Source organism: Veronia nyctiphanis, from assembly GCF_004116385.1.
In the GTDB taxonomy this organism is placed as follows: domain Bacteria; phylum Pseudomonadota; class Gammaproteobacteria; order Enterobacterales; family Vibrionaceae; genus Veronia; species Veronia nyctiphanis.
Genome location: NZ_PEIB01000037.1, coordinates 16,303 through 42,826 on the forward strand (window position 1 = coordinate 16,303; position 26,524 = coordinate 42,826).

General features: G+C 47.5%; 22 protein-coding genes, 1 tRNA gene and 6 pseudogenes. 12 read left to right on the top strand and 17 right to left on the bottom strand.

Features of this window, described 5'->3' with window-relative positions:
• Positions 1 to 278: 278 nt before the first annotated feature.
• The 3 genes and pseudogenes from purC to dapA all read right to left on the bottom strand — a co-directional run bounded on the left by purC (position 279) and on the right by dapA (position 2,965).
• A complete protein-coding gene (gene purC, locus CS022_RS20850; RefSeq protein WP_129123873.1) occupies positions 279 to 1,001 on the bottom strand; it encodes a phosphoribosylaminoimidazolesuccinocarboxamide synthase in 723 nt (240 codons plus the stop codon).
• Between the two features lie 55 nt (positions 1,002 to 1,056).
• A pseudogene (bamC, locus tag CS022_RS20855) lies at positions 1,057 to 2,072 on the bottom strand (outer membrane protein assembly factor BamC).
• Positions 2,073 to 2,087: 15 nt separating this feature from the next.
• Positions 2,088 to 2,965 (bottom strand): annotated as a pseudogene (gene dapA, locus CS022_RS20860) (4-hydroxy-tetrahydrodipicolinate synthase).
• 219 nt (positions 2,966 to 3,184) lie between these two features.
• Between dapA and bcp the strand changes: the two are divergent.
• A complete protein-coding gene (bcp, locus tag CS022_RS20865) occupies positions 3,185 to 3,658 on the top strand; it encodes a thioredoxin-dependent thiol peroxidase (protein ID WP_129123875.1) in 474 nt (157 codons plus the stop codon).
• Between the two features lie 50 nt (positions 3,659 to 3,708).
• Here the strand turns inward: bcp and CS022_RS28275 are convergent.
• From CS022_RS28275 to CS022_RS20880, 3 genes and pseudogenes are all read right to left on the bottom strand, one after another.
• Positions 3,709 to 5,153, bottom strand: a pseudogene (locus tag CS022_RS28275) (FAD-dependent oxidoreductase).
• Between the two features lie 118 nt (positions 5,154 to 5,271).
• A complete protein-coding gene (locus CS022_RS20875) occupies positions 5,272 to 6,342 on the bottom strand; it encodes an AI-2E family transporter (RefSeq protein ID WP_129123876.1) in 1,071 nt (356 codons plus the stop codon).
• 12 nt (positions 6,343 to 6,354) lie between these two features.
• Complete coding sequence (locus CS022_RS20880; RefSeq protein WP_129123877.1) at positions 6,355 to 6,576, bottom strand: sulfurtransferase TusA family protein; 222 nt, start codon at positions 6,574 to 6,576, stop codon at positions 6,355 to 6,357.
• Positions 6,577 to 6,710: 134 nt separating this feature from the next.
• Here CS022_RS20880 and bepA point away from each other — a divergent pair, with 134 nt between their 5' ends.
• Genes bepA through CS022_RS20900 form a run of 4 tightly spaced genes read left to right on the top strand, consistent with a single transcriptional unit; the run spans position 6,711 to position 9,570 of the window.
• The gene (gene bepA / locus CS022_RS20885; RefSeq protein ID WP_129123878.1) at positions 6,711 to 8,165 is read left to right on the top strand and encodes a beta-barrel assembly-enhancing protease; all 1,455 of its coding nucleotides are present in this window, start codon (positions 6,711 to 6,713) and stop codon (positions 8,163 to 8,165) included.
• Between the two features lie 34 nt (positions 8,166 to 8,199).
• The gene (arsC, locus tag CS022_RS20890; protein ID WP_129123879.1) at positions 8,200 to 8,550 is read left to right on the top strand and encodes an arsenate reductase (glutaredoxin); all 351 of its coding nucleotides are present in this window, start codon (positions 8,200 to 8,202) and stop codon (positions 8,548 to 8,550) included.
• Entirely contained in the window at positions 8,547 to 9,140 is a 594-nt protein-coding gene (wrbA, locus tag CS022_RS20895) for an NAD(P)H:quinone oxidoreductase (RefSeq protein WP_129123880.1), read from the top strand. Before arsC ends, wrbA begins: the two co-directional genes overlap by 4 nt.
• A gap of 10 nt (positions 9,141 to 9,150) precedes the next feature.
• Complete coding sequence (locus tag CS022_RS20900) at positions 9,151 to 9,570, top strand: DUF2069 domain-containing protein (RefSeq protein ID WP_408057285.1); 420 nt, start codon at positions 9,151 to 9,153, stop codon at positions 9,568 to 9,570.
• An 81-nt stretch (positions 9,571 to 9,651) separates the two neighbouring features.
• Here the strand turns inward: CS022_RS20900 and CS022_RS20905 are convergent, their stop codons facing one another.
• Entirely contained in the window at positions 9,652 to 10,848 is a 1,197-nt protein-coding gene (locus tag CS022_RS20905) for a DUF2066 domain-containing protein (RefSeq protein ID WP_129123881.1), read from the bottom strand.
• A gap of 222 nt (positions 10,849 to 11,070) precedes the next feature.
• On the opposite strand from CS022_RS20905, the gene CS022_RS20910 reads away from it, so the two are divergent.
• The gene (locus CS022_RS20910; RefSeq protein WP_129123882.1) at positions 11,071 to 12,312 is read left to right on the top strand and encodes a uracil-xanthine permease family protein; all 1,242 of its coding nucleotides are present in this window, start codon (positions 11,071 to 11,073) and stop codon (positions 12,310 to 12,312) included.
• A gap of 83 nt (positions 12,313 to 12,395) precedes the next feature.
• On the opposite strand, the pseudogene upp reads toward CS022_RS20910, so the two are convergent.
• Positions 12,396 to 13,021, bottom strand: a pseudogene (gene upp / locus CS022_RS20915) (uracil phosphoribosyltransferase).
• A gap of 178 nt (positions 13,022 to 13,199) precedes the next feature.
• Between upp and purM the strand changes: the two are divergent.
• Together purM and purN are read left to right on the top strand one after the other, a co-directional pair.
• Positions 13,200 to 14,242: pseudogene (purM, locus tag CS022_RS20920) on the top strand (phosphoribosylformylglycinamidine cyclo-ligase).
• A complete protein-coding gene (gene purN / locus CS022_RS20925) occupies positions 14,235 to 14,873 on the top strand; it encodes a phosphoribosylglycinamide formyltransferase (RefSeq protein ID WP_129123883.1) in 639 nt (212 codons plus the stop codon). Before purM ends, purN begins: the two are co-directional and overlap by 8 nt.
• A 97-nt stretch (positions 14,874 to 14,970) precedes the next feature.
• Here the strand turns inward: purN and CS022_RS20930 are convergent, their stop codons facing one another.
• Together CS022_RS20930 and lpcA are read right to left on the bottom strand one after the other, a co-directional pair.
• Positions 14,971 to 15,774 (bottom strand): class II glutamine amidotransferase, encoded by an 804-nt coding sequence (locus tag CS022_RS20930; RefSeq protein WP_129123884.1) that lies wholly within the window; start codon positions 15,772 to 15,774, stop codon positions 14,971 to 14,973.
• A 30-nt stretch (positions 15,775 to 15,804) separates the two neighbouring features.
• The gene (gene lpcA / locus CS022_RS20935) at positions 15,805 to 16,383 is read right to left on the bottom strand and encodes a D-sedoheptulose 7-phosphate isomerase (RefSeq protein ID WP_129123885.1); all 579 of its coding nucleotides are present in this window, start codon (positions 16,381 to 16,383) and stop codon (positions 15,805 to 15,807) included.
• 291 nt (positions 16,384 to 16,674) lie between these two features.
• On the opposite strand from lpcA, the gene fadE reads away from it, so the two are divergent.
• Positions 16,675 to 19,170 (top strand): acyl-CoA dehydrogenase FadE, encoded by a 2,496-nt coding sequence (fadE, locus tag CS022_RS20940; RefSeq protein WP_129123886.1) that lies wholly within the window; start codon positions 16,675 to 16,677, stop codon positions 19,168 to 19,170.
• 84 nt (positions 19,171 to 19,254) lie between these two features.
• Here fadE and CS022_RS20945 read toward each other — a convergent pair whose 3' ends face one another.
• From CS022_RS20945 to dnaQ, 3 genes are read right to left on the bottom strand one after another with little or no spacing between them, the layout of a single operon-like run.
• Positions 19,255 to 20,223: a TIGR03503 family protein gene (locus tag CS022_RS20945; protein WP_235869834.1), complete on the bottom strand. Its 969-nt coding sequence runs from the start codon at positions 20,221 to 20,223 to the stop codon at positions 19,255 to 19,257.
• Complete coding sequence (locus CS022_RS26825) at positions 20,220 to 20,567, bottom strand: hypothetical protein (RefSeq protein ID WP_235869835.1); 348 nt, start codon at positions 20,565 to 20,567, stop codon at positions 20,220 to 20,222. The genes CS022_RS20945 and CS022_RS26825 overlap by 4 nt, the downstream gene beginning before the upstream one ends.
• 9 nt (positions 20,568 to 20,576) lie before the next feature.
• On the bottom strand, positions 20,577 to 21,302 hold the full coding sequence (gene dnaQ / locus CS022_RS20950; protein ID WP_129123887.1) for a DNA polymerase III subunit epsilon: 726 nt from the start codon (positions 21,300 to 21,302) through the stop codon (positions 20,577 to 20,579).
• A gap of 51 nt (positions 21,303 to 21,353) precedes the next feature.
• Between dnaQ and rnhA the strand changes: the two genes are divergently transcribed.
• Positions 21,354 to 21,818, top strand: a complete 465-nt coding sequence (gene rnhA / locus CS022_RS20955) for a ribonuclease HI (protein ID WP_129123888.1) — start codon at positions 21,354 to 21,356, stop codon at positions 21,816 to 21,818.
• A gap of 9 nt (positions 21,819 to 21,827) precedes the next feature.
• Here rnhA and CS022_RS20960 read toward each other — a convergent pair.
• A pseudogene (locus CS022_RS20960) lies at positions 21,828 to 22,563 on the bottom strand (methyltransferase domain-containing protein).
• Positions 22,564 to 22,590: 27 nt separating this feature from the next.
• On the opposite strand from CS022_RS20960, the gene gloB reads away from it, so the two are divergent.
• Together gloB and CS022_RS20970 are read left to right on the top strand one after the other, a co-directional pair.
• Positions 22,591 to 23,349 (top strand): hydroxyacylglutathione hydrolase, encoded by a 759-nt coding sequence (gene gloB, locus CS022_RS20965; RefSeq protein WP_129123889.1) that lies wholly within the window; start codon positions 22,591 to 22,593, stop codon positions 23,347 to 23,349.
• 69 nt (positions 23,350 to 23,418) lie between these two features.
• A complete protein-coding gene (locus tag CS022_RS20970) occupies positions 23,419 to 24,993 on the top strand; it encodes a LysM peptidoglycan-binding domain-containing protein (RefSeq protein ID WP_129123890.1) in 1,575 nt (524 codons plus the stop codon).
• Positions 24,994 to 25,036: 43 nt separating this feature from the next.
• Here the strand turns inward: CS022_RS20970 and CS022_RS20975 are convergent, their stop codons facing one another.
• The 3 genes from CS022_RS20975 to CS022_RS20985 form a co-directional block, all read right to left on the bottom strand.
• Positions 25,037 to 25,885 (bottom strand): endonuclease/exonuclease/phosphatase family protein, encoded by an 849-nt coding sequence (locus CS022_RS20975; protein WP_129123891.1) that lies wholly within the window; start codon positions 25,883 to 25,885, stop codon positions 25,037 to 25,039.
• On the bottom strand, positions 25,882 to 26,220 hold the full coding sequence (locus CS022_RS20980) for a DUF1904 family protein (protein WP_129123892.1): 339 nt from the start codon (positions 26,218 to 26,220) through the stop codon (positions 25,882 to 25,884). The genes CS022_RS20975 and CS022_RS20980 overlap by 4 nt, the downstream gene beginning before the upstream one ends.
• Positions 26,221 to 26,365: 145 nt before the next feature.
• Positions 26,366 to 26,442, bottom strand: a tRNA-Trp gene (locus tag CS022_RS20985).
• Between the last annotated feature and the right edge of the window lie 82 nt (positions 26,443 to 26,524).

Sequence of the window (26,524 nt, forward strand, 5' to 3'; positions counted from 1 at the left end):
GTCATCATCGCGATCGTCTTAGCTGTGATCATCAGTAATATCATGCAATAAAGTACACGGCCAATTCTAAATTTGGAATGAAGAACAAAGATAAGACCGAAGAAAGGAAAAACGACAGCAGCAAGAAAAAAAAGCAAAGTGGATATGATGACGAAGATGACGATAAGTCCTCTTTTCTCTAACAAGGTTAATGGCTCTCGATAGCGTAACGAGTCACAATAAAATAAACAGCCTCATAGCATTATTCTTTACCTCTGGGAATACAATCATATGTGAGCCTAATGCTCACTCAGATCAAGTCCAATGCGGCGTGCAACCTCAATGTATGAGGTAATAATTCCATCGGCTCCAAGGCGAAAACGGTCTTTATCTAACTTAACCCGTGTCTCTTTATCCCATAATCGACAACTTTCAGGGGTAAATTCATCACCAAGGAAAAGCTTACCTTCGCTGTCGATACCGAACTCCAGCTTATAATCAACAAGAAGCATCCCGGCATCATCAAAGAGCTGACTTAATACCGTGTTCACTTTGTAAGTTTGGGCTTTTATCTCAGACAATTGAGCTGGCGTGGCAAATCCCAGTGACTCACAAAGTGATTCATTGACCATCGGGTCATGTAAGACATCGTTTTTGAGGAATAACTCAAACGTTGGCGGCGAAAGATCGGTTCCCTCTTTGACTCCCAGTCGTCGACACAATGAGCCAGCAGCCACATTGCGAACAACGCACTCGAGAGGGATCATATCCAGCCTTCGTACCAGCGTTTCACGGTCAGAGAGCAGCCTATCTATCTGCGTTGCAATGCCCGCACTTTCAAGCTTACACATGATGAAATAATTGAATTTATTATTCACCTCACCTAAACGATCAAGCTGTTCACTGCCCGGTTCATCAAATGCGAACGCATCATTACGAAAATGGAAGATCAGGCGTTGTTCATTGCCAGAGGTATAAACAGATTTTGATTGATCACGATATAATTCAACACGTTTTGTCAAAGCCCGAAATCCCTGAAAATAAGCAAAAAAAAGGAGCTATCGCGTCCTCTGTATTTTAATTTTCGACACTCTGACGACCTACACCCGCCGAGAGCACAGGCACCAGATTTGATAATGCCTGTTCACTGATCGGTTTACCTTTAGAATCAGTGACATTGATAGATGTTCTGTTACCGAGGTCACCCAGCAGCAATATGTATTTACTGCGTTTAAATTCAAGTTCGCTGTCGCCAATGTTCTGCCAAAGCTGCTCGTTTGTGCTTCAAATTCCGCATTAATTGTGCCTTGTGAGCGGTTGCGATACTCAACCTCAAAGCCAATCAACTCAAGAATACCCGGTAAACGCTCCCACACAATGTCATAAGGTGCTCTGGCAATAATGACAGGTAAACCGCCACGGTCTTTACCCAAAGTAATAGGGATATTTTTGTTGAGTGCGACCGCACGCTCCCGCGCTTCGGCGCGGACTGACGCGTCGTAACCCTCGGTGATCAAATTGGCCATGCGCGCATTGAAACTTTGACGAACACTTTGGTTCGGCGCGCCTTTATCTGAGTTCTGCCATTCAATCACATCAAGGCGCAAACCGTAGCGTTTGTTACTCGACAGTTTGCTAATCATGTAACGGGCTTCTGACGCACCACCGTTTGGCCATTTCACCCAGTCTGTTTCAATCTCTTCGCTGTTCTGACTGCGAACAGTAAACTGCTCATTAGCAGCAAGCTCAGTGGCTGTTCGCCATAGACGGTCAGACTTTTTATCAGTGTCTACCCAAAGTGTCACACCGCGGCGATCATTGACAATTCGGGCACCCGGAATGGTCCCCAACACCTGAAGAGGTGGACGAATATCTACACCCGCGCCAAATTCACCAGGGAAGTTACCCGATGGAACCTTAAACGCACTGGGAGCCGCAGATTGTTGGTTAGGAAGCGCCGTCAAATCAATCAATGGCGGCGTTTCAAGATAAGAAAAGTCATCTTTGGCCTGATGCTTATCAGCAACGCCACCAGCACAACCTGCCAGAGATAGAATCACTACACTGGCAGAGAGCTTAAAAATGGGTTTCATCGGCAAGTATATCCTTTATACCATTCCGGCTTGTGAGAGTGCCTGCATCACCTGTGGTTGGAGATTCTTATCCAACTCAGTCAGTGGCAAACGAAGGGTGCATGATCAATCAGTTTCATTTGGTGCGCCGCCCACTTAACCGGAATCGGGTTTGCTTCAACAAAGAAGCCTTTATGAAGAGGCATCAAACGCTCATTGATGGCACGAGCTTCTTCCAGATTTCCAGCAAGCGCCAACTTGACCATTTTTGCCATATCTGCAGCAGCAATGTTGTTAACAACAGAGATAACGCCCTGACCACCTTCAGCAATGAAATCAAGCCCAGTTAAATCATCACCGCTGAATAGGACAAAGTCTTCGCCACAAAGTTCACGATGTTGTTTTACACGGCTTAAGTCAGCTGTGGCATCTTTTAAGCCAATGATGTTGTCGAACTCGGAGAGGCGAGCAACGGTCTCCGGCAACATATCGGCGACAGTACGGCCCGGTACATTATAGAGAATTTGTGGAAGTTCAGATGCTTCTGAAATCGCTTTGTAGTGTTGGAACAAGCCCTCTTGAGAAGGTTTGTTGTAATAAGGCACAACACTTAGGCAGCCGGCAATACCAGAGCCTGCGAACATTTTACTGAACGTGATAGCTTCATGAGTAGCGTTTGCGCCTGTACCCGCAATCACTGGGATACGGCCATCTGCAAACTCTAGGGTCTTCAGGACGATCTTGATGTGTTCTTCAACGGTAACGGTTGCTGACTCACCGGTTGTCCCAACGGCAACGATCGCATCTGTCCCTGCGTCCACGTGAAAATCCACCAACTTCTTAAGACTCGTATAATCCACTTCCCCTGATGAGTCCATTGGTGTCAATAACGCAACGATGCTTCCTGAAAACATGCCTTTACTCCAATCTTTTGTTTGTTTTGACATGGTACTTTATGCCACAGGGCAAAAACAAGCACAGACAGAGTAAGGACTCCCGTGCTTTGCGTGGTTGATCACCGTCTTATTGAGCGCTATCGTCACTACTAACGTACTGATTTCCACTTGGTTAAGTATTACTATTTGCAGCGTTATCCATCTTACATCTAATGAAACCATCAAAAAGGAAAGAATATGCAAACCCTGACAGCAGGCACACCCGCGCCAGATTTCACTCTGCAGGACCAAAATGGAAATGATGTTACCCTGAGCCAATTCAAAGGCGAAAAGAACGTACTGGTTTACTTTTATCCTAAAGCGATGACACCGGGCTGCACCACACAGGCGTGTTCTCTGCGAGATAGCAAGGCTGAGTTAGACGCGCTTGATACGGTCGTTTTCGGCATTAGCCCTGATGCGGTCAAGCGTCTGACCAAATTCACTGAGCGTGACGAGTTGAACTTCACACTTCTTAGCGATGAAGATCATGCCGTAGCCGATGCATTTGGTGTCTGGGGCCTTAAGAAATTTATGGGCAAGGAATATGATGGCATCCATCGCATCAGCTTTTTGGTGGGGAAAGACGGTGACATCGCGCATGTATTCAATAAGTTCAAAACCAAAGACCATCATGATGTGGTGCTGAGCTACCTAAAAGAAAACGCATAGCCCCGAATAGAAAAAAACCGGCGAATCGCCGGTTTTTTTTATCCCATTGTTTACTGGGTAGGATTTACAGGGACTGGGACTGCCAATGATTCAGGGTACCCCCTTGACGCTGCTTGTTTCCTTGCCAGAGACGTTACATCGCTTTCAGTAAGCACCGAAGACGCCAAATTCGTCGGACTTTCCCACCCTTCTGTCAAATGAATGCTGCCTTGTTCATTCAAATGACGAACAATTTTATCTATCGCAACCAGCGCGGAGGACGCTTTCACTGTTTCGACTCTCGCATAATGGTCACCAACAAATGACGTATCCGCTGCACGCAGGCTAGGCTCAGCTCCCGGTATCTGCTGGGCGCCACATAACGGCTTTCCGCCTACTTCAGCATCATTGAACGCTGGCATCCACTGGGAAAAATGCTCGATAGCTCGTTCAGTTCTTTCTCGCATCTCATCAAGCTGCCAGCCTATATCAATCTTGTTAAGGAAAGACGTTGCCAGCTTAGGTTGTGCACTGCGTTCATCACTGCTCACGAGGCCATTGTCGAACAGGGTAATGTTTTTTGTCATACCATGAAGTTGGAAGAAACCATCGGGGTAAGGCGTCAGCTGTGCCATACCCGTTGGAGTGCCTCGCTCCCCGTGGACAATCACTTCAGGCCAGTGTCCTTGCTGTGATGGCCAATGTGCAATGTAAGCCGCTTTGTACTCGACCATACGTTTCTTGGGAGCCTGAACTAAATCGTCGACAATGCCAGTCCGGAATCCACAAGCATTAATCACAAAATCGACATCTTGGGCCGATTCAATACCATATCTATCGGTCGCGGTGATTTTCCAACCCTTTGTGGTCTCAACAACGTCTTTAACCCTGTGCTTCAGCTTGATGTCACAACACGTGCTGTTTTGTAGTCCAAGTGTCGCGGATGCAGAAAGACGGAATACACTGACGCCGTACTCTTCAACAAGCACCACTGGTATTTAAGCTTGTCGAGATCCATAAACTTGGCAACAGGTATCATCCATTCGTCAGGCGTGTTGGGTTCATCAGGTAGAGGCTGCTCAGACAAGTCATCCATGTCAGCGCGGCTGTATAAACGGAAGTAATTGTCCGGCTCACCGAGCACTTTGTTGCTTTCATTTTGTGTCACTAATTGACGATAATTTGCCGTCAACGTTTTGAGCCTTGGAATTATGTCTTCTGGGGCGCCTTTATCAATAGTTGGCACCGCAATGACAGTCGGCCGTCGGTTAACGGTATGAGGATAAGCGCGCACCAGATTGATGGATTGCTCGAGCAATCGTAAGCACTGCTCTTCGCTTATTTCACGATAGAGGTTTCCACCCGCGTGTAAATGACAAATAGGTGGGCCGCTTACAAGGCTCTCACTGGATTCAAAAAGTACACTCTCAACCCCTAAAGAGGAAAGACGCAAGGCAGCCGTTGAACCAGCTACTCCGCCCCCAATGATACCTACACGAAATCCTTTGTTTTTCAAATCAACCTCAACAGGATATTTACGCTTCGACAGGGCTTCTATGCCCTAAAGACGGCTTGGTAAAATGCCGGGTAACTTCCCCGGCAAGTTCAGTTTGATGGTATTACGTTAGAACATCCTATTCAGATTTAGCCTCTTCTAAATCAGATGTCGGAAATGCATTCCAAACTGCTTTAACCAATGTGGCAAGAGGGATAGCAAAGAAGACGCCCCAGAAACCCCACAGACCACCAAAAAACAGCACCGCAACAATAATGGCAACAGGGTGCAAGTTGACTGCCTCTGAAAACAGTAGAGGGACGAGAAGGTTGCCATCAAGCGCCTGAATAACGCCGTATGCCAGCATCAGATAACCTAGCTCAGGCGTCAGTCCCCATTGAAACAGCGCCACAAAGAAAATAGGCACAGTGACTGCCACGGCACCAATGTATGGGATCAAGACTGATAGTCCAGTTGCAACACTCAACAAAGCGGCATAACGAAGGTCAAGAATGGAAAAAGTGATGTACGTTGCTACACCGACAATCATAATCTCAGTGACCTTGCCACGAATGTAATTGGTGATCTGCATATTCATTTCTACGCCTACTTTATCGGTGAGGCGACGGTTGCGGGGCAGCACCCGAAAGAAGGCAGACATCATCTGGTCTTTGTCTTTGAGGAGGAAGAAAGCCAACAAAGGCACCAGAATAAGGTAAATCAGCACCGTAACAATGCTCACGAGAGAAGCCAGTGAAATGGTTACAACACTCTCACCCAGCTTCAGCACCCTATCTTGCAACGTATCGAGAAACGTCGTCACCATATGTGGCTGGATGAGCTCAGGGTATTGCTCTGGCAGTTTTGATACGAAGCTTTGCAGGCCGTTAAACATCTTCGGCAAATCAGACATCAGGTTAACCACCTGCGTCCATATCGTCGGCATCAAACCGAGGAAGGCAATCAGCATTAGCCCGGCGAAGAGTATTAAGACCACAGAGACCGAGACTGTCCGGTTCAAACCAAGACCGATCATCCGGTTGACTGGCCACTCAAGTAAGTAAGCAATGACAATAGCGACCAATAGCGGCGTAAGTAAGTTACCGAAAAAATAGATAGTGACAAAACCAATGAGGAGCAACATCACCAGACTCACTGCATGTGGGTCTGAGAACCGCCGTTTATACCAGCGGCTGAGCATTTCAAACATTCTTCTTCCCGTTTACTGTTTGATGACTAGTAGGACTGTCGCAAATGCATCAGTCGATTTTGTTACCTGAAAAGCCTGCTTGAGCAAATATCGGTGAATATCTTGTTCTGATGCAGCATCCGATATCATGATCATCAATCCTTGCCCTTTATCCAACCCTGTACAAGCTCGCTTCACCAGCAACAAGCTCATAGGACATCGTTGATCTCGTAAATCAAGGGATTGAATTTCCATTATCTTTCGCTGCTGGCTATTATCAGAAGCATTGTAAAGGACAAAAGTATTAACACCAAAGAAACCCTCGTGTGAATTGGGTGTCTATTTGTTTACACCACAAGTTTTTTCGACAGAGGTTTACCAACTACGATATGCCTAAAATCCGTAAATCCTTGCTCGGTCTGTTCGTCGGCGTTCTGTTTAATTCTCCCTTAACGTTTGCCGATACATCAGGATATGGTTTGCCTGATCTGGGCACCGCAGCAGCCAGCACACTCACTATCGACAGAGAAAGGGAATATGGTGATGCATTCGTACGAATTCTGCGTGCGCAGCAGCCGATAGTGACAGATCCGCTGTTGAATCATTATGTCAACGATTTGGGCAGTCGCTTGGTCGGCAGTGCCAACGATGTGAAAACGCCTTTCACGTTTATGTTAATACAAAAAAATGACATCAATGCGTTTGCGTTCTTCGGCGGCCATATCGCGCTACATACCGGATTGTTCCGCTATGCACAGACAGAAAGTGAGTTGGCATCTGTCATGGCTCATGAGATTGCTCACCAGACCCAACGTCACCTTGCCCGCGCGATGGAAGATCAGGCAAGACGCACTCCCCTGACCATCGCAGCGACAGTAGGGTCAGTGCTGTTAGCCATTGCAGCACCAGAAGCAGGCATTGCTGCTGCGCATGCGACAGCTGCTGCAACCGTACAAAGTAAAATTAATTATACGCGCGACAATGAGAAAGAGGCAGACCGCATTGGCATCAGTATTCTGTCCCGAGCAGGATTCGATACCCGAGCGATGCCAACATTTTTTACCCGGCTTGCTGACCAGTACCGCTATGCATCAACGCCGCCAGAGTTTTTGCTGACACACCCCCTGCCTGACTCCAGGGTGTCAGACACCCGAGCGCGAGCACAGAATTATCCAACAAAATCCGTCTCCGTATCAGAGAACTATCAACTGGCAAGAGCCCGGGTCATCGCTCGCTACACAGAGAGCAAAGCTGCGTTAGACTGGTTTAATCGCAAGCTTAAAGTGGCACCAAAATCGCTGAAAGCCCCTTTACAATTCGGCAAAGCATTACTCAGCATTGATGAAGGAAAGTTTAAAGAGGCCAAGGTGCTACTATTGCCTTTGTACCAGTCTGAGCCTGCTAACCTCTTTTACCTCGATGCCATGACAGATTTGGATTTGGCTCAGGGGCAAACAAGCTCGGCTATTTCACGTCTCAGAAAAGCGCTGGACGTTAATCCTGAAAACGGTGTTCTCAAGCTAAATCTTGCCTACGCACTCAACAAAGCAGGCCAATTTGAAGACGCTATCAGCCTGCTGCAGCACTACACACACCTCGCTCCCGACAATATTATTGCCTTCACCATGCTCCAGGAGGCATTTGAAAAGAACGGTAATCGCCATGGTGCACTGGCAGCTCAGGCAGAAACCTTCGCACTACAAGCAAGGTGGGACGACGCTATCAATAATTACAGCCTCGCCAGCGAGTTGGTTCCTCTGGGCAGTCTTGATCAAGCAAGATATGATGCACGTATTGATCAGTTGCGGACCAAGCAACTGCGATTTAACCAGCTAAGAAACTGACGCTGTCAGAGCAATTAAAGAGTAAGGAATATTCATGAGCGTAACCATTTATCACAATCCACGCTGCTCAAAGAGCAGACAGACTCTGGCCCTACTGGAAGAGCGCAATATTACACCTGACGTCGTGAAATATCTTGATACGCCGCCTTCTGTCGATGCATTGAAAACACTTTTCACTCAACTGAATTACGACTCGCCGCGTGAGATGATGCGTACCAAAGAAGATATCTACAAATCACTGAACCTTGGTGCGAACACCGTGACTGACGAGCAGCTTTTTGAAGCCATGGCCGCAAACCCCAAACTGATTGAGCGCCCAATCGTTGTCGCAAATGGCAAAGCAGCCATGGGGCGTCCACCGGAGCAAGTACTGGATATTCTGTGATGAAAATTTTGGTTCTGTACTACAGCAAGCACGGCGGAACCCAGCAACTCGCGCGGGCCATAGCCCGTGGTGTAGAAGCCGAGGGCGCTGAGGCTGTATTGAGAACAGTGCCAGATCTCCCACCATTTGGCGCCCAACATAACCAAAGCAGTAATGGCAATGCATCAACCGACCCCATCGTCACCCTTAATGATCTGAAAGGTTGTGATGGTATGGCATTGGGGAGCCCAGTCAGGTTTGGCAATATGGCTGCGCCGCTAAAACAATTCATCGACAGCACCAGCAAAGACTGGTTATCCGGAACATTGATTGGTAAACCGGCTATCGTCTTTAGCTCAGGCTCGATGATGCATGGCGGGCAGGAAACCACACTTCAATCAATGATGCTGCCTTTGTTACACCATGGCATGGTGTTAGTTGGCTTACCGCACAGTGAAGCGGCGTTGCACTCGACAGTATCAGGTGGCACACCTTACGGGCCTACCCACCTAACCTCTGAGAGTCAACGTTCACTGACAGCTGATGAAAAGGCATTATCCCTTGCTGCAGGTAAACGGCTTGCTGCTGTTGCCCAAAAACTGAAAGAGTGAACAAAGGAGTATTCATGTGACTGTCAGGCAACTTAGGTACCTCGCACTCAGCGCGCATTTAGCTATGATGGCACTCGTCGTACTTTGGCACAGTGTGCTGTTCCCTCATGCGGATATTAGCTCTGTCGGGTTGACGGTTGGTTGGTTACTTCCACTAATGCTTCCATTGCCAGGTATATTGAAAGGCAAGCCATACACCCATGCGTGGGCAAATTTCATCCTGATGTTTTACTTCCTTCACGCCCTGACAATGATCTGGGTAGACGAAGGCAAACAAGGCATCGCCATCGCTGAGTTGATATTGACCAGTATTTCCTTCCTTGCCAACGTCAAGTACGCCAAGCTGCGTGGACGGGAGCTGGGGCTAGGGCTGAAAAAACTGTCTCAGGTGGAGAAAGACGAAAAAGCTTTTTTTGAATCGTCAAATTGATGTCTTGGTTGCTATGTGCTTAACGCTGGCATAAAAAAAGCAGGCTAACGCCTGCTTTTTTTTGTACTCAGAACAAATCAATTACTGACTATCGTCACCACCGTTGTCCACGACCTCAGTACTTTGTATATCCTGTTCTGTGCCCTCAGTGGCGACTTCCGTGGCAATCTCAGTACTTGAGGTACCGTCCTGAACCGTTTCTGTGGTGACAGGTGCTGGTACAGGCAGCTTTGCAATGCCCTGCCAACGGTAATTCAGTCTCAGTGGTACCACATTACCATCAACAATTTCAGTGTCTGCGTCCTGTTTGCGGATTCGGCGGTCAACCGTTAATTCGTTGTTGAATACGTCCTCAGAACTCAACAAGCTGATTCTGTAAGTCACCAGCTCCTTGCTTAACGTTTCCAGCTCCATAGAGGCGATAGAGTTAAGACCTTTCAGCGTTCTCTCTAAAGCAAAATAATCTTCAGATGACTGAAGACCTGAAACAGACAGCAGTGTCGTGTTGGTTGCATCATTGCCTAACGATACCGCAGTACGGCTGGCATATTGATCGGCAATCTGATCAACCACGCTGTTCAGCATAGCGTTAATTTCACCTGACTCAGACCCTGACACAGGCGCAGAGTATTTCATGTCTGCAAATTTGGGGTACAGCTGCCAGCTCAAGCGGTTGCGGCGAATTTTCACCAACACCACACCATCAGGGTTGTAACGCTCACTGACATCACTCAATGGATTCACAAAGCCACCCCAGATATCTGGTACAGACACGTTCACCACGTCATCGAAGTCACCCACAGGTACCAAAATAGGCAAGCCGCGTCGCTCCCCTTCAGCTTTGAGCACAGACACCATGTCGTTTTCCGACTGCTCCCAGATAACATTGCGTCCGTTGGCGCCGTCCTCAACCAGCCAAAAAAGCACATAGGGTCTTGGTTCCCCCCAGAAAGTGGCGTCAGCCTGAATAAGCAGAGCGCGAATTTTACTGCTTTCGAATCCTGCTATCAGTGTCTTTTGCTCATTTTTCTCGCCGTAACCGACCGAAGAGATAAAGGTATCAACAGAACCCAAAGATTTTTTGACGACCGGATTTTCAGTGATCTCTGATTGACCCGAGACCCTCACTAACACTTCCAGCATTGCCTGTTGCTTAGCCGCCAGCTCCGTTGCCGTATCACTGTCTTCCACTGGCACCTCAGCATTGTAGAGCGATGAGGCAAAAGCGGTGAATGAAGCTAGAAAAAGTGTCGAAATTAAAACAAGTAACCTTAACATATCCGTGCCGTTAGTCTTTTTGATTGACTCTGATCATAATCGTAACCACGATTATTCAGCAATGCCAAATCAGGGAAAATGCGCCTGAATCACCCTAATGTGGCGCTTTAATATGCAAAACATTGTCGGAATGACCCATATCATGGAAAGCTTCTGCTGTTTGAAGGTATTCAGAATGCCCGTGTGCTAGTATTCCGCGATTTTTTACAGAGGGATAGCTTAATGATGCAGATACTCCAAGGCGCACAGATGCTTTTTGTCGCATTTGGCGCACTGGTTTTGGTTCCACTATTAACCGGGCTTGATCCAAATGTTGCGCTGTTTGGCGCGGGCGTTGGCACTCTTTTATTTCAAATTATCACTAAACGCTCAGTACCTATCTTTCTTGCTTCCTCGTTTGCGTTTATTGCCCCCATTTTATATGGCGTTCAGGCTTGGGGCGTCCCCGCTACCATGGGCGGGCTAATGGCAGCAGGCGCTGTCTATGTGATGCTCGGTGGTTTAATAAAAGTTAAAGGCATTAACTTTATCCATAAGCTGTTACCACCTGTCGTTGTTGGGCCTGTCATCATGGTCATTGGCCTGGGGCTTGCTCCGGCCGCGGTAAATATGGCGCTCGGTAAATCAGGAGACGGCGGCACTGTTTTGGTTGATGGATCAGCAGCATTATCTATCTCACTGGTCTCATTGCTGACAACCATTATTATCTCGGTATATGCAAAGGGGATTTTCAGGCTGGTACCTATCCTTGCTGGAATTGTCGCGGGCTATACGACCGCACTGTTTTACGGTGTTGTGGACTTTACCCCCATTCACAATGCAGCGTGGTTAGCCATTCCTGACTTCACGCTGCCGGAATTCAATATCAACGCCATCCTTTTCATGATCCCTGTCGCGATAGCACCTGCCGTTGAGCATGTTGGCGATATGCTTGCCATTTCAAATGTCACGGGCAAAGACTATCTGAAAAAGCCGGGGCTACACCGCACTATCTCCGGCGACGGTGTTGCCACCATGATGGCATCAATGGTGGGTGCGCCACCCAATACCACTTACAGTGAAGTAACTGGCGCAGTCATGTTAACCAAGACATTTAATCCGGTCATCATGACATGGGCGGCTGTAACGGCAATCGTATTGGCCTTTGTTGGTAAGCTCGGAGCGGTGCTTCAAACGATTCCTGTTCCCGTCATGGGTGGGATCATGATCCTGCTGTTTGGCTCTATTGCCACAGTGGGTTTGAACACCTTGATCAGCAAACAAGTCGATCTTCACAAATCACGTAATTTGGTCATTGTTGCCGTTACTTTGGTGTTTGGTATTGGCGGAATGGCGTTTGGAATTGGCGAGTTCAGCCTTCAAGGAATCAGCCTGTGTGGTATTGTCGCCATCATTCTGAATCTTGTGCTGCCACAGGATATGGGCGAAAACGATGTCGCGAATCAGGCATCCGGCAAGAAATAGACCAAAGAAATACCACAAAAGAAAAAGGGCCTCACTGAGGCCCTTTGATGTTTCGAAAAGAGATAGACGTTAGTGTCAGAGGATTACTTAGTACCAAATATCTTATCCCCTGCGTCACCGAGACCTGGCACGATGTAGCCTTTGTCGTTCAGCTTCTCGTCGATAGCCGCCGTATACAGCTCAACCTCAGGGTGAGCTTTTTCAAGCGCCGCAATGCCTTCAGGCGCAGCGACTAACACCAGTACTTTAATATTGTTGCAGCCATTCTCTTTCAACAAATCAATGGTTGCGATCATTGAACCGCCCGTCGCCAACATAGGGTCGACCACCAGCGCCATGCGCTCATTGATGTTACTGGCCAGTTTGTGGAAGTACGGCACAGGCTCCAAGGTTTCTTCGTCACGGTAGATTCCCACCACACTGATACGGGCACTTGGTACGTGTTCAAGCACACCATCCATCATACCAAGGCCTGCGCGCAGGATTGGCACAACGGTGACTTTCTTGCCTTTGATTTGGTCAACTTCAACCGGGCCGTTCCAGCCCTCAATCACCACTTTTTCGGTTTCGAAATCTGCCGTCGCTTCATACGTCAGGAGCTGCCTACTTCTGTCGCCAGTTCGCGAAAACGCTTGGTGCTGATATCACCTTCACGCATCAGGCCAATTTTGTGCTTCACTAACGGGTGATTCACTTCGACGATTTTCATCACAAACTCCTGCTTAAATTAAAACGCTGGGATTATACACGAGAATATAGGTACAGATACCAATGCGTGCCATCCTCTGCACAGACTGTGAAAGCAGATGACGCAAACGTTTTCTTTTTGACTGATGCGCTGTTAAAATGGCGCCGCTTTTTAGTCCCAACTGGTAAAGGATCCTTCAGTGAGCGGTAATAATTCTTCTCTAAGCTACAAAGATGCGGGTGTTGATATCGACGCAGGTAATGCGTTGGTTGACAGAATCAAAGGTGTGGTGAAAAAAACTCGCCGTCCCGAGGTGATGGGAGGTATTGGCGGATTCGGTGCCCTGTGTGAGCTGCCAACCAAATATAAACAACCTGTGCTGGTGTCAGGTACTGATGCGTCGGCACCAAGCTACGTCTTGCCATGGACCTGAAAAAACACGATACCATTGGTATCGACTTAGTCGCCATGTGTGTTAATGACCTGATTGTTCAGGGCGCTGAGCCACTTTTCTTCCTTGATTACTACGCAACAGGAAAATTGGACGTTGATACAGCAGCAGATGTAGTGACAGGTATCGGCGAAGGCTGCCTGCAATCTGGCTGTTCACTGATCGGCGGCGAAACGGCAGAAATGCCGGGCATGTACGACGGTGAGGACTACGACGTCGCTGGCTTCTGTGTCGGTGTTGTCGAGAAAGAAGAAGTCATTGATGGCTCAAAAGTGACTGAAGGCGATGCGCTGATTGCTGTTGCTTCTTCAGGTCCACATTCAAACGGCTACAGCCTGATCCGTAAAATTATCGAAGTATCTGGCGCAGATCTCAGTGAAGAACTTGAGGGCAAAGCCCTGTCAGAGCGACTTCTGACACCAACACGTATTTACGTGAAGCCTGTTCTTAACATGATGAAAGAGTGTGACGTTCACGCTATCTCTCACATCACAGGTGGCGGCTTCTGGGAAAACATCCCTCGCGTACTGCCTGAAGGTACAAAAGCGGTTGTTGACGGCAATAGCTGGGAATGGCCTCCTATTTTCAACTGGCTACAAACTAACGGCAATGTTGAGACACACGAAATGTACCGCACGTTTAACTGTGGTGTAGGCCTTGTTATAGCGCTGCCAAAAGAGCAGGCAGAAAAAGCTGTTGAGTTGCTGAATGCCGAAGGCGAAAACGCTTGGGTTTTGGGTCACATTGCTAACGCCGCTGATGGTGAGGAGCAGGTAGAAATCCGTGACTGAGAAGAAAAAAGTTGTTGTTCTGATTTCAGGGAACGGATCAAACCTTCAAGCAATCATCGATCAATGCCACGGGCAAGATGCTGACATCGTTGCAGTTATCTCCAACAAAGCTGACGCATATGGGCTCGAAAGAGCCCAAAACGCAGACATTCCCGCTCAAGTCATTCTGAGTAAAGGAAAAACCCGTGAAGTATTTGACGGCCAGTTGATGGAAGCCATTGAACGTCACCAGCCGGACTTGGTCGTTTTGGCTGGATTCATGCGGATCTTAACCCCTGAGTTTGTTCGTCAATATCAGGGCAAAATGATCAATATCCACCCTTCTTTGTTACCCAAGTACCAGGGGCTGAATACCCACCAGCGTGCGATTGACGCTGGAGATGCGGAACATGGCGCATCGGTACATTTTGTCACTGAGGAGTTGGACGGCGGACCTGTGATCGTACAGGCACGTGTTCCCGTTTTTGATGATGACGCCGCCAGCGAGCTGGCTGCTCGTGTTCAGACGCAGGAGTTACGTATCTACCCACTGGCAGTGAAATGGTTCTGTTCTGGCAGACTTATCATGAATGGTGCCCATGCAGAGCTTGATAATGCGGCTCTGAGCCCAGCAGGCTACGCTGCGGACTGATTTGCTTGTCGATATGGTCATGCAATAAAAAACGCGCTAACAGCGCGTTTTTTGTTTCAAGAAAACGATGACGTTTTCAATGCGTCAAAGGGATAAATTAGCTAACAGTCTCTTGCTGAAATTCATCCTGATTGGTGGCATATACCTCACCAAGGTGGAATACGCAGTATTCGCCCTCTGACATCTTGTGCCAGTTTTCGTTGTTGGTCAGCGGTTGCGTTGCAATTACGGTGACAACATCGTTTGGCGTCGTTTCCTGCTGGAAATCGACTGTCATGTCATCATCAATCAGGCTTGCTTTACCAAACGGCGCACGACGCGTTATCCAATGAAGATTATTCGTGCAATATGTCATGACATAATCGCCATCACTGAACAACATATTAAACACCCCCAACTCCCGTAATTTGTCACAACGCTTGGCGATAAACGCAAACACTTCTGACATATCTTCTGGCTTTTCAGGGTAGTGCTGTTCAATTTCGCTGAGCAGCCAACAAAACGCCTTTTCACTGTCCGTTTCACCAACCGGCTTGAAGTGTCCGGTATTTAGCTTTTCATAGCCCGTCAGTTGCCCGTTGTGGGCATAGGTCCAGTAACGTCCCCATATCTCACGGGTAAACGGGTGAGTATTTTCTAGTGAGACTTCACCCCGATTTGCCTGCCTGATATGGCTGACAACCGCACAGCTCTTTATGGGGTAGCTCTGAACCAATTGAGCGATCTTTGAGTCACAGCTTGGGTTTGGATCTTTGAAGGTACGAAAACCTTTACCTTCATAAAACACAATACCCCAGCCATCTCGATGAGGACCCGTTTTCCCGCCTCGCTGGATCAGCCCAGAGAAGCTAAAACAAATATCTGTTGGAACATTGGCACTCATGCCAAGTAATTCGCACATGTTCCCTCGTGTCTATCTCGTGTTGTGGTTTTACTTTTCCATTTCCTTTTCGACCAGCTGGATCAGGATATGGATGATCTTGATATGAATTTCCTGAATTCTGTCCGCGTAACCGAAGTGAGGAACTCGGATTTCAATATCCGCAAGCCCTGCCATTTTGCCGCCGTCTTTGCCCGTCAGCGCAATGGTTTTCATTCCTTTCGCTTTTGCCGCGTCAATCGCATTGAGGATGTTCCCTGAGTTACCTGAGGTCGAGAGGCCAAATAACACATCACCTTCCATACCTACTGCCTCAACATAGCGCGAGAACACAAACTCGTAGCCAAAATCATTGCTCACGCAAGAAAGGTGGCTGGGATCAGAAATTGCAATCGCCGGGTAACCTGGACGATTCTCCCGATAACGACCAGTAAGTTCTTCCGCAAAGTGCATCGCATCGCAGTGTGAACCGCCGTTACCACACGATAGTACCTTACCACGATGTTTAAACGACTCAGCCAATAACTTGGCAGCAGCCTCAATGTTAGCGATGTTTTGTTCATCCGCTAAAAACGCACTCAGTACATCAGCAGCTTCATTAAGTTCAGAACGAATCAAATCTTGGTACATGGGAATACTCTGTTAAATTTGTCATTTTCGCATGCCGTTTCAGTTCACATGCGGTTAAGGGGAAGTTTACCTGTAAAGTAAGAGACGTGTCGACATTAGAACGCACATAGTCTTTACCCTTGAGTTCAAAAATAAATATCGTTAAACACCGAGTTTCACAAAAGCTTTTCTCATTTATGAGGCATGGTTCATTACCTTAGGGTTTTACATTCGAGTAAAAACTTGCTTACAATTAAGTGGTATGACCTCTTACCTTTTTGTTTTGGGTTGCGTGTAATAGGAGAAATAAGTATGGAAACGGCCCTTTTTGTCATCGCCTTTATCGGTGTTCTTGCTGTTCTGGCATATCATCAGGCCAGCTTGAAGCTTTTCACCGCTGTAGCGGCAGCCACACTTTTAGTGGGCTCTCTGCTTGATATTGTCGGCGAGATGTCTTGGCTCATTTTCTTTGTCGTAGCAGTAATACTCAATGTTTCATCTTTCCGTCAGAACTGGTTATCTAAACCTGTACTGAAAGCATTCAAGTCAGTAATGCCGGAAATGTCTCGTACTGAGCAAGAAGCTATCGATGCAGGTACCGTATGGTGGGACGCTGACCTTTTCAGCGGTGCACCTGACTGGAATAAACTCCACGATGTTCCTGCTCCACGCTTAAGCGCGGAAGAGCAGGCTTTCCTCGATGGTCCTGTTAACGAAGTTTGCGCCATGGTTAACGAATGGGAAGTCACTCACGAACGTGCTGACCTGCCTCCGGAAGTTTGGCAATACCTGAAAGACAACAAGTTTTTCGCTATGATCATCCAAAAGAAATATGGTGGTCTTGAGTTTTCTGCGTACGCACAATCGCTCGTCTTACAGCGTTTGGGTACGGTATCTGGCGTCATGGCCGCAACGGTAGGCGTTCCAAACAGTCTTGGTCCAGGCGAACTGCTCCAACACTACGGAACTGAAGATCAAAGAAATCAATATCTGCCTCGTCTTGCTGCAGGTAAAGAAATCCCATGTTTTGCACTGACGAGCCCCGAGGCGGGATCTGACGCTGGTTCGATTCCTGATGAAGGTATCGTTTGTAAAGGCATGTGGGAAGGTAAAGAAGTACTGGGTATGTCACTTACCTGGAACAAGCGCTATATCACTCTGGCTCCTGTTGCTACCGTTCTTGGTCTTGCATTTAAACTGAAAGATCCAGAAGGTCTATTGGGTGGTGAAGAAGAGTTAGGTATTACCTGCGCACTGATCCCAACTGACTTAGAAGGTGTTGAGACAGGCCGTCGCCACTTCCCGCTAAACATGCCATTCATGAATGGCCCAACTCGCGGTAAAGATATCTTTGTTCCTATCGATTTCATTATCGGTGGTCCGAAGATGGCCGGTCACGGCTGGCGTATGTTGGTTGAGTGTCTATCAGTAGGCCGTGCTATTACTCTCCCTGCGGCAGCAGCCTCAGGCGCGAAAACCGGTGCACTAGCAACAGGTGCTTACGCACGTATCAGACGCCAGTTCAAACTGCCTATCGGTAAAATGGAAGGTATTGAAGAGCCAATGGCACGTATCGGTGGTAACGCGTATGTGCTTGACGCAATGAACCGTCTGACGCTAGCAGCTATCGATATGGGTGAGAAGCCATCGGTTATCTCGGCTATCATGAAGTATCACTCCACTGACCGTGCTCAGAAGCTCGCCGTAGACGCTATGGATGTTGTAGGTGGTAAAGGTATCTGTCTTGGTCCAAGTAACCCTGCAGGCCGTGCGTACCAAGCAGCACCAATTGCAGTAACGGTAGAAGGTGCAAACATTCTGACCCGTTGTCTGGTTATCTTTGGTCAAGGTGCAATTCGTTGTCACCCTTATGTCCTTGCTGAAATGAACGCAGCAAAAGAAGCGGACAAGTCAAAATCTCTGAGAGACTTCGACAGTGCTTTCTTTGGTCACATTGGTTTTGTATTCAGCAACATGGCTCGTGCCATTTGGTTGAGCGTAACTGACGGTCGCTTCTCTTCAGCGCCTCGTAAAGACGCGACAAAACGTTACTACCAGCAAATGAACCGTTATAGCGCTATGCTGCCATTCCTGACAGACGTTGCTATGGCAACCATGGGTGGCAACCTGAAGCGTAAAGAGCGTACCTCAGCACGTCTGGGTGACGTTTTAAGTCAACTCTACATCAGCTCATCAATTCTCAAGCGTTATGCGGATGATGGCTATCAGAAAGACGATTTGCCACTGGTTCACTGGGGTTGTCAAGACGCGATGTACAAAGCAGAACGTGCTGTTATCGATTTCTTAGACAACTTTACGTTCCGTTTCGTTGCTGCGCCTCTGAAAGTGTTGCTGTTCCCATTTGGTACTAGCCGTAAGCCAACTTCCGATATTCTTGACGGTCAAGTTGCAACTATTATCCAGACTCCGGGCGCAACACGTGACCGTATTGGCCACAACCAGTTCAGAGAGCCTACTGAGTTCAATAACTTCGGTCTGTTGGAAAAAGCGTTTTTGGATATCCTGAAAGCTGAGCCAATCCACGCGAAGATTTGCAAAGCGAAAGGCGAGAAGCTGCCATTTATGTTCCTTGATAAGCTGGCAGAAATTGGTCTCGAAGCGAATGCAATTACGGAAGAAGAAGCTGACTTGTTACGTCTTGCTGAAGAAGGTCGACTGTCTGTAATCAACGTTGATGATTTCGACTCTGATTATCTCAAAGCAGGTCAAACCGGAAAAGACGCGCCGAAAGTTGAGAAAAAAACGCCAGCGCGAGCAAGAACAAAGAAGACTACAACTGCAGCGTAAGCTGAGTTGATATACAAAAAGGGAGAAGCATGGCTTCTCCCTTTTTTATTGCGGCTTTACGAACTTTACATTACCGTGAAAGTGTCAGGCGGCTTTTTCACCTTCAGTCGGTTCATCATCAATATCTTCTGGTAACTCATCTTCGTCGCCTTCTTCTTCCGCTGCCAGCTTTTTCGCTTTGATTTTTCTATAGACGAACCAACTTACTAAGAAAAGAATCAACAACAGACTGTTACCACCAATGATAGTGATAAGGGCTGTACTCTTATCTGCCGCTTTCTTCTCAGCAATTTTAGCGGCCTCTTCTTCAAGACGCTTTGCTTCTTCTTCGGCTTCTTTTTCTAGTCTGGCTTGCTCAAGAACCGCAAAATCCTCAACTTCAAACGTTTGTTCAGCAACAGGGAAAATCAAAGGCCTACCCGACACTTTGTCTGTGGCATACAACCAGGCATGCCAGCGGTGAACGCCAGGAGTTTCGAAGTTGATAACATCAACTTCCAGATAACTCAGCCCGGGAACAGAGCTCCCCTGAAACAAGGAGACATTGTCTTTGCTATCAATAAACTCGGCATGGACGGCCAACGACCCCTGCTGAACACTGGCAGGATCGGATTCGATGAGCAAAAGGTGAGGGTTAATCTTGCGCCGACTTTGCTTGAATACCGCCATCACAGGAGAGGGGTAAACAAGGATTTCTTTTTCTAACGCCCTAAAGAATATGCCGTTACCCGTTTCAGCGCGCAACATGTATTTCCCGGGTGACGCTTTAATGGCAAACTCCGCAGTGAATACGCCGTCGCGAGGTAATTCGTCATAGCCATTGCCGTCGTCCATCACTTTACCAAGCGGAAACGTTTTGGGCTCATCGAAAATCTCATCGTCAGATGTCTTCTCAATGATTTCGGTCAAGGAGACTTTCAACACGACTTTATTGATAAAATCCCGGCGAATATATTTCTTCCCGTCTAACATCACACGGGCAGTCATCTTAATATTCTCGCCCTCGTAAAGCGTTGAGGGAAAGTCATCAAGATGGAGTTTCAAATCCGTCATGATTTGAACTTTGTTGTCAGGCGACACCTCACCGATAGCCTGCCAAGGGCCCGGCATAGGCTGGTGATCGAAACAATATCCATCTCTGGCGTCTGTTGCCAATACACGTAATCAGGGTGGCGAGATTTGTAGTACTTTTTACCATCAGGCCTTACAAGGACAGCAGACTTGGTGTCGTCTATTCTGCGGATGACAAACGTAACCTGACTCATGGTCGGGTCAATGCGGAATCGGTTATCGAGTATTTTCATCTCAACTGGCTCTGCAGGCATCTCTGCCAAAGCATTGCCAGACAGCATCAGGCATGAAAGTAAACTTATGCCTGTTGCCCACCGATATCCCATAATGTCTCCCTATGTACGCCAGAGGCAGCTGCCTTTTTTCTCCAAGGTATCCAGCTGCGATTCATGTTCACTTAGTTCATCGGCAGAAGCAGCGATGATCTTTAGCGATTTTGTCCGGCTTGCCTTACGAATTGATGTCGGATCACTTCCACCTGCTGAAGAAGAGTCAGAGAATGCCAGCTTTGTCTGGCCGCCCGTCATCAGAAGAAACACATCGGCAAGGATTTCGGCATCCAACAATGCGCCGTGCAGCGTTCGGTGGGAGTTATCTATGCCATAGCGATCACACAACACATCAAGGTTATTTCTTTTACCTGGGAACAGCTTCCTCGCCATCGCCAGTGTATCGGTAACACTGCAATAATTTGTTGTCTGGCCAATGCCTGAATCCAGCTTCCTGAACTCATAATCCATGAAGCCAACATCAAAGGGGGCATTATGGGCAACAAGCTCAGCATCTTTGATAAATTCAATAAACTCATTATGGATGTCTTGATATTCCGGTTTATCGACAAGAAATTCGTCAGTGATCCCGTGAACAGCAATGGCTTCTGGGTCTATTTCGCGATCAGGCTTGATGTATACATGAAAGTGATTACCCGTGAGCTTGCGGTTAACGATCTCCACAGCACCAATTTCAATGATCCTGTGTCCCTCATAGTGAGGTCCACCCTCCCGGTTCATACCGGTTGTCTCCGTATCAAGTACGATGATTCTGTTGTGACTGGCTTTCATAGCAACACTTATGTAAGACTTAGCGATTCGTTGACAACGATACTAACAAATATGGTCAAACAGGTAGAAATTTTCACGGATGGTTCTTGTCTTGGAAATCCCGGTCCGGGCGGATACGGGGTTGTTTTACGCTACAAGCAGCACGAAAAAGAGTTGAGCCAAGGGTTTACTCAAACAACAAACAACCGCATGGAATTGCTCGCCGCTATTGAGGGGCTGGCTAGCCTGAAGGAGTCATGTGCTGTAACGCTGACTACGGACAGCCAGTATGTCCGTCAGGGGATCACCCAATGGATCCACAATTGGAAAAAGCGAGGCTGGCAAACAGCAGATAAAAAGCCTGTGAAAAATGCAGACTTATGGCAGAAGCTAGATACGGAGACGCAGCGTCATCGTGTCGAGTGGTTATGGGTTAAAGGTCACGCAGGTCATATTGAAAATGAACGTTGTGATGTATTGGCCAGAGAAGCTGCATCAAGTCCAACACTCACCGACCTCGGTTATCAGACAAGCTAAGCAGAAACATTACATTTCAATATCGGAGCGGGCGCGATAATTGACGCCCAGCGGAGAAAAACCCTTTCTAAGTTTCCATGCCGGTTTGATGGGTTTAAGTGGGTAAGTGCGTTTTCTCGCAACAATGAAATACAGAGAGCCAAGTGCAGGGACAAGCGCCGAAAAAGTGCTTTCAAACCAAAACCCGCTTGCTCTCTCTTTTTTCGATGGAAACAGCCCAAAGCACGAGAGCTCGACGATTTCGTAATTCAGAACCCCCAACCAGTCTTTTATCCGAAGCGGGGTAAACATTCTGCCGTTCCATGGAAGGTGTCCCTTTCGCCATGGCAAAAGGCGGCCAACACCCATCATGCTACTGGGTTAACCCAGATATAACAATGTACCCATCGTCTATCATCACCCTATCCACTTCACGAAGCAGACGATGTGGATCTTCTGTAAAATCTAGCTGATTGGCTAACACACAGACATCAAAGGCTTTATCGACGAAAGGCAGTTGGTAGCAGTCGGCCTCAACATTACGCAACGGATTGATCTTATCAATGCAAATCTGGTGTTGAATGTTACAATGAGCGCTGGTCAGTTCACAGCTCAGGCCACCGAGTTTCAGGAGGTGATAGCCGAAGAATTTTGGCAACCACTCATCCAGCCGGCACTGGATATGCCTGCACGCCCACTCACCATGAGCAAACTGTTCCCATGTATAAGGATATTCCAATGGACGGCGACTACGTGCTGATTTCATATTTTTCGGGCAGCTGGAGAAATTAAAATGCTATCTGTAACAAGCATACCTGCATTCACTGACAATTACATCTGGCTGCTAAATAATGATGATAATCAGTGTATTGTTGTTGACCCAGGCGACGCAACTCCTGTCATTAACCATCTGAAAAATAGGTCTTTTGAGCTTGTTGGGGTTCTGATTACCCACCATCACGCTGATCACACTGGCGGTATCGACACACTTACCCGTCAATGGCCGGGTATCCCCGTGTACGGGCCTGAAAACGAATCTATCGCGGGCGTTACACATAAATTGCATGAAGCTAGTTCGTTCGAATTACTGGGAGCAACATTTAACGTCTTGGATGTTCCTGGCCATACCAGAGGCCATATTGCTTATTTGACGGGCGGAAAAGTATTTTGTGGCGACACACTTTTTTCGGCGGGCTGTGGAAGACTTTTCGAGGGCACGCCAAAGCAAATGCTGCAGTCTCTGCAAAAGCTGAAGTCCCTGCCTGATGAGACAGAAGTCTATTGCACCCACGAATACACGGCTGCAAACCTACGTTTTGCCACAACCGTCGACGCCAGCAATTCCACACTGCTCAGTTACGAAAAAAGTGTGAGGGAGCTCCGCAAAAAAGGACTCATTACCTTACCATCGTCGATTGGTGTTGAAAAAGCCATCAATCCTTTCCTAAGGTGCGATAATGATGATGTCATTAACGCAGTAAGTCATCGAAAAGACGTATCAAACGAACTCGAAACCTTTACAGAACTTCGTCGATGGAAGGATGAGTTTTAGTAAGATAAAACAGGTTTCAAAAATATACGCATCATAATACATACACGGAATATCGAAGGTTTCCCTACAATGAAGATCCGCTTTCTGATCTTGAGTTTTTTTGTTCTGTCAGGCTGTAGCCTTGTTCAGACACCGGATACAACATCAACCGAGACGGAAACGTCTGAAAATCCTCCCTCTATTGCAACTGAGGTTGTCAAACAAGAAGCGACAGAGCCTACTGAGCTAAAAGTCGTTGCGCCTGAAGCCCCAGTCCCTCAACTTCAGGATGATGTCTGGCAACGTATCGCCATGCAGCTCTATTTCGACATACCCGACAATAAGCGCGTAGATTATTATCGCAACTGGTACCTCAAACGCCCTACTCACATGGTGACTGTCTCTGAGCGTGCCAAGCCCTTTCTCTACATGATCACCGAAAAGATTGAACAGAGAGGAATGCCGCTGGAGTTGGCACTGCTTCCTGTTGTAGAGAGCGCTTATGACCAATTTGCCTATTCTCATGGCAGGGCTGCAGGTCTGTGGCAATTTGTTCCTGAGACCGGTAAGCGTTTTGGCCTTGCTCAAAACTGGTGGTATGACGGCCGACGGGACATTGAAGCCTCAACCGATGCGGCACTTGATTTACTGACTTACCTGAGCCGTAAATTTGATGGCGACTGGCTGTTGGCGTTAGCCGCTTATAATACTGGGGAAGGTCGAGTTTTTCGGGCTATGAGGAACAACAGGAAAGCGGGTAAGCCAACTAATTTTTGGGCATTGGATTTACCCAAAGAAACACGCGGTTACGTACCCAAGTTGATTGCTCTCGCTGATTTAGTTAGGAATAAAGAATATTTCAACTTTGACTTACCCGCGATCGACAACAAAGCCGTCCTTGTAAAAGTTGAACCCAAAATGCAGATGGATTTGGCTCTGGCTGCAAACTATGCTGGCCTCACCTTATCACAGCTTCAGAAATTAAATCCTGGCTATAACCATTGGGCAACCGCTCCTGAAGGCCCTAACCACCTTCTGCTCCCTCTGGATAAAGTAGACCGATTCCAACGAGAGCTCGCTGAGAATAAAAATCGTGGTGTTCAGGTTGTTCGCTATAAAGTTAAAAGTGGTGATTCCCTCGGACTTATCGCACAAAGAAACAACACGACGGTCAAAATTATACAACGTGCTAACCAGCTCAAAGGCACGCGTATCAGAGCAGGACAACACTTGTTGATTCCAAAGTCGATACAAGATGAAGCCCATTACACTTTGAGCTCTTCACAGCGACTTGCAAAAATCACCAGCCAGCCACATGGTGACTACAAAGTTTCACACACTGTCGCCAGTGGAGACAGCCTTTGGACCATAGGGAAGAAATACAAGGTCTCACACAAAACGTTAGCACGCTGGAATGGGATGAGCCCGAAAGATACCCTGCGCCCAGGCCAGAAACTGGTTATCTGGAAAAAAGGCCAGAGTGGAGCCCGTATTAAAACCATTGTCTATCAAATACGCCGTGGCGACTCATTGAGCAGTATCGCCGCAAGATACAAGGTATCCGTCACGCAACTCAGACAGTGGAACTCACTGAAGAAAGGCTCATACCTGCAACCGGGTCAAAAGCTCAAACTTCACATTAATATCAATAATGTCAGTGCATAAAGAAAAGGAGGCGAAAGCTCCTTTTCTTTATGCTCAAGCACAATTAAGGTTGGAATCGAAACCTGATAACAAGGGGAGTATGGTCCGAGGTATCAGTGTCCACCACACTCGCTTTTTCAAGCAATAAACCACGATAAAACACATGATCTAAAGGCATACCAAATACACGCAAACGGCGATCATCTTTGCTCTGAAAATCTACCTGTCTTAACCCAACCGAACCCATACGCTTTTTCATGGCGTTATTTCTAGCTGAATTCCAACTGTTAAAGTCACCCGCGACGATGAGTGGCCCCTCAAAGGCTTTAATCGCATCAACGAGTGCGTTGATCTGCTGCTGATACTCTTCAGTACCAACGGTGAAATTTACTGCGTGAAGATTGATGACGGTTAGAAGGCGACCGTCACTCAACGGATAAACCGTTCGTATAGCACTTTTAGGAAGCCTAAGATAAGGCTCCATCGCTCTGTAAGCGCATGCCTCACGTGGCGCATTACGCGATAATGTCATCACACCCGCAACTTTATTGATAAAGGAAAAAGCATAGACTTGGTCGTCATGAAGACCTTGCGCGTTTATCCATCTATGCAATGCGGGCTTGCCTGTAGCCTCTTGTAATAAAATGAGCTGACTTTCCTCAGCAAGCTCCGTTAAGGTGCGATCCCAGCCTTGGCGCTGCTGCTTATAGATATTCCACACAGACACAGTCAACGGTTCATCGACATTCAATGCCGTATCAAGCGGGTACAAACGGCATTCAACAGCTGGCTGACGACCTGCCGCGTAAAGCTGCGCCGAATCAGGTACAGTAAATAAACTGTTCAAAGCAAGCCCCCCAATCATAAGAGCAAGGGAGCCTGCAACTATCGATCGACGGCGCCACAGGCTCATCCGTAATGACTTCCATTATCATAGTACTGCGAGGGAACAAGGGCGCTAAAAATCACCGCGACATCTTGTTCTTTGTTATTCAGGCACGTTCTGACATGTTCAGTGATAATTTGTGCAACGCTATCTTGCGTGTCTTGCCCCCTATCAAACCAAAGTACTTCGACAAACGGGCAATCATTTCCAGCCTTTCCTTTGAAATAGAAAGAGGCCGATATGTGCTCAAACGTAAAATCTTCTTCAGAGCACTCCATCAAAGGCTTTAAGGGTTCAAGAAGGGAGTCAGACAACTCAGCAACTCGCGCTGAATCAATAGCGCGAGAACGAAAGTGCGGCATAAGTAGACCTCTCTAAGATTCATGCTCCTAGTGTAGCTGAAAGCACTAAATGATAAAAAGATACAATAAATTGAAAGGCACAAAGCAAAAAGGTATGAAAACAAAACGCGAAAAAGCCCCAGCATTTCTGCTGAGGCTTTGAATGTGGCAGGGGTGGAGGGATTCGAACCCCCAACACGCGGATTTGGAATCCGCTGCTCTGCCAATTGGAGCTACACCCCTATCGTCAGTTTTAAGAGATGACACTCTGAAGAAGTGGCGGAGCGGACGGGACTCGAACCCGCGACCCCCGGCGTGACAGGCC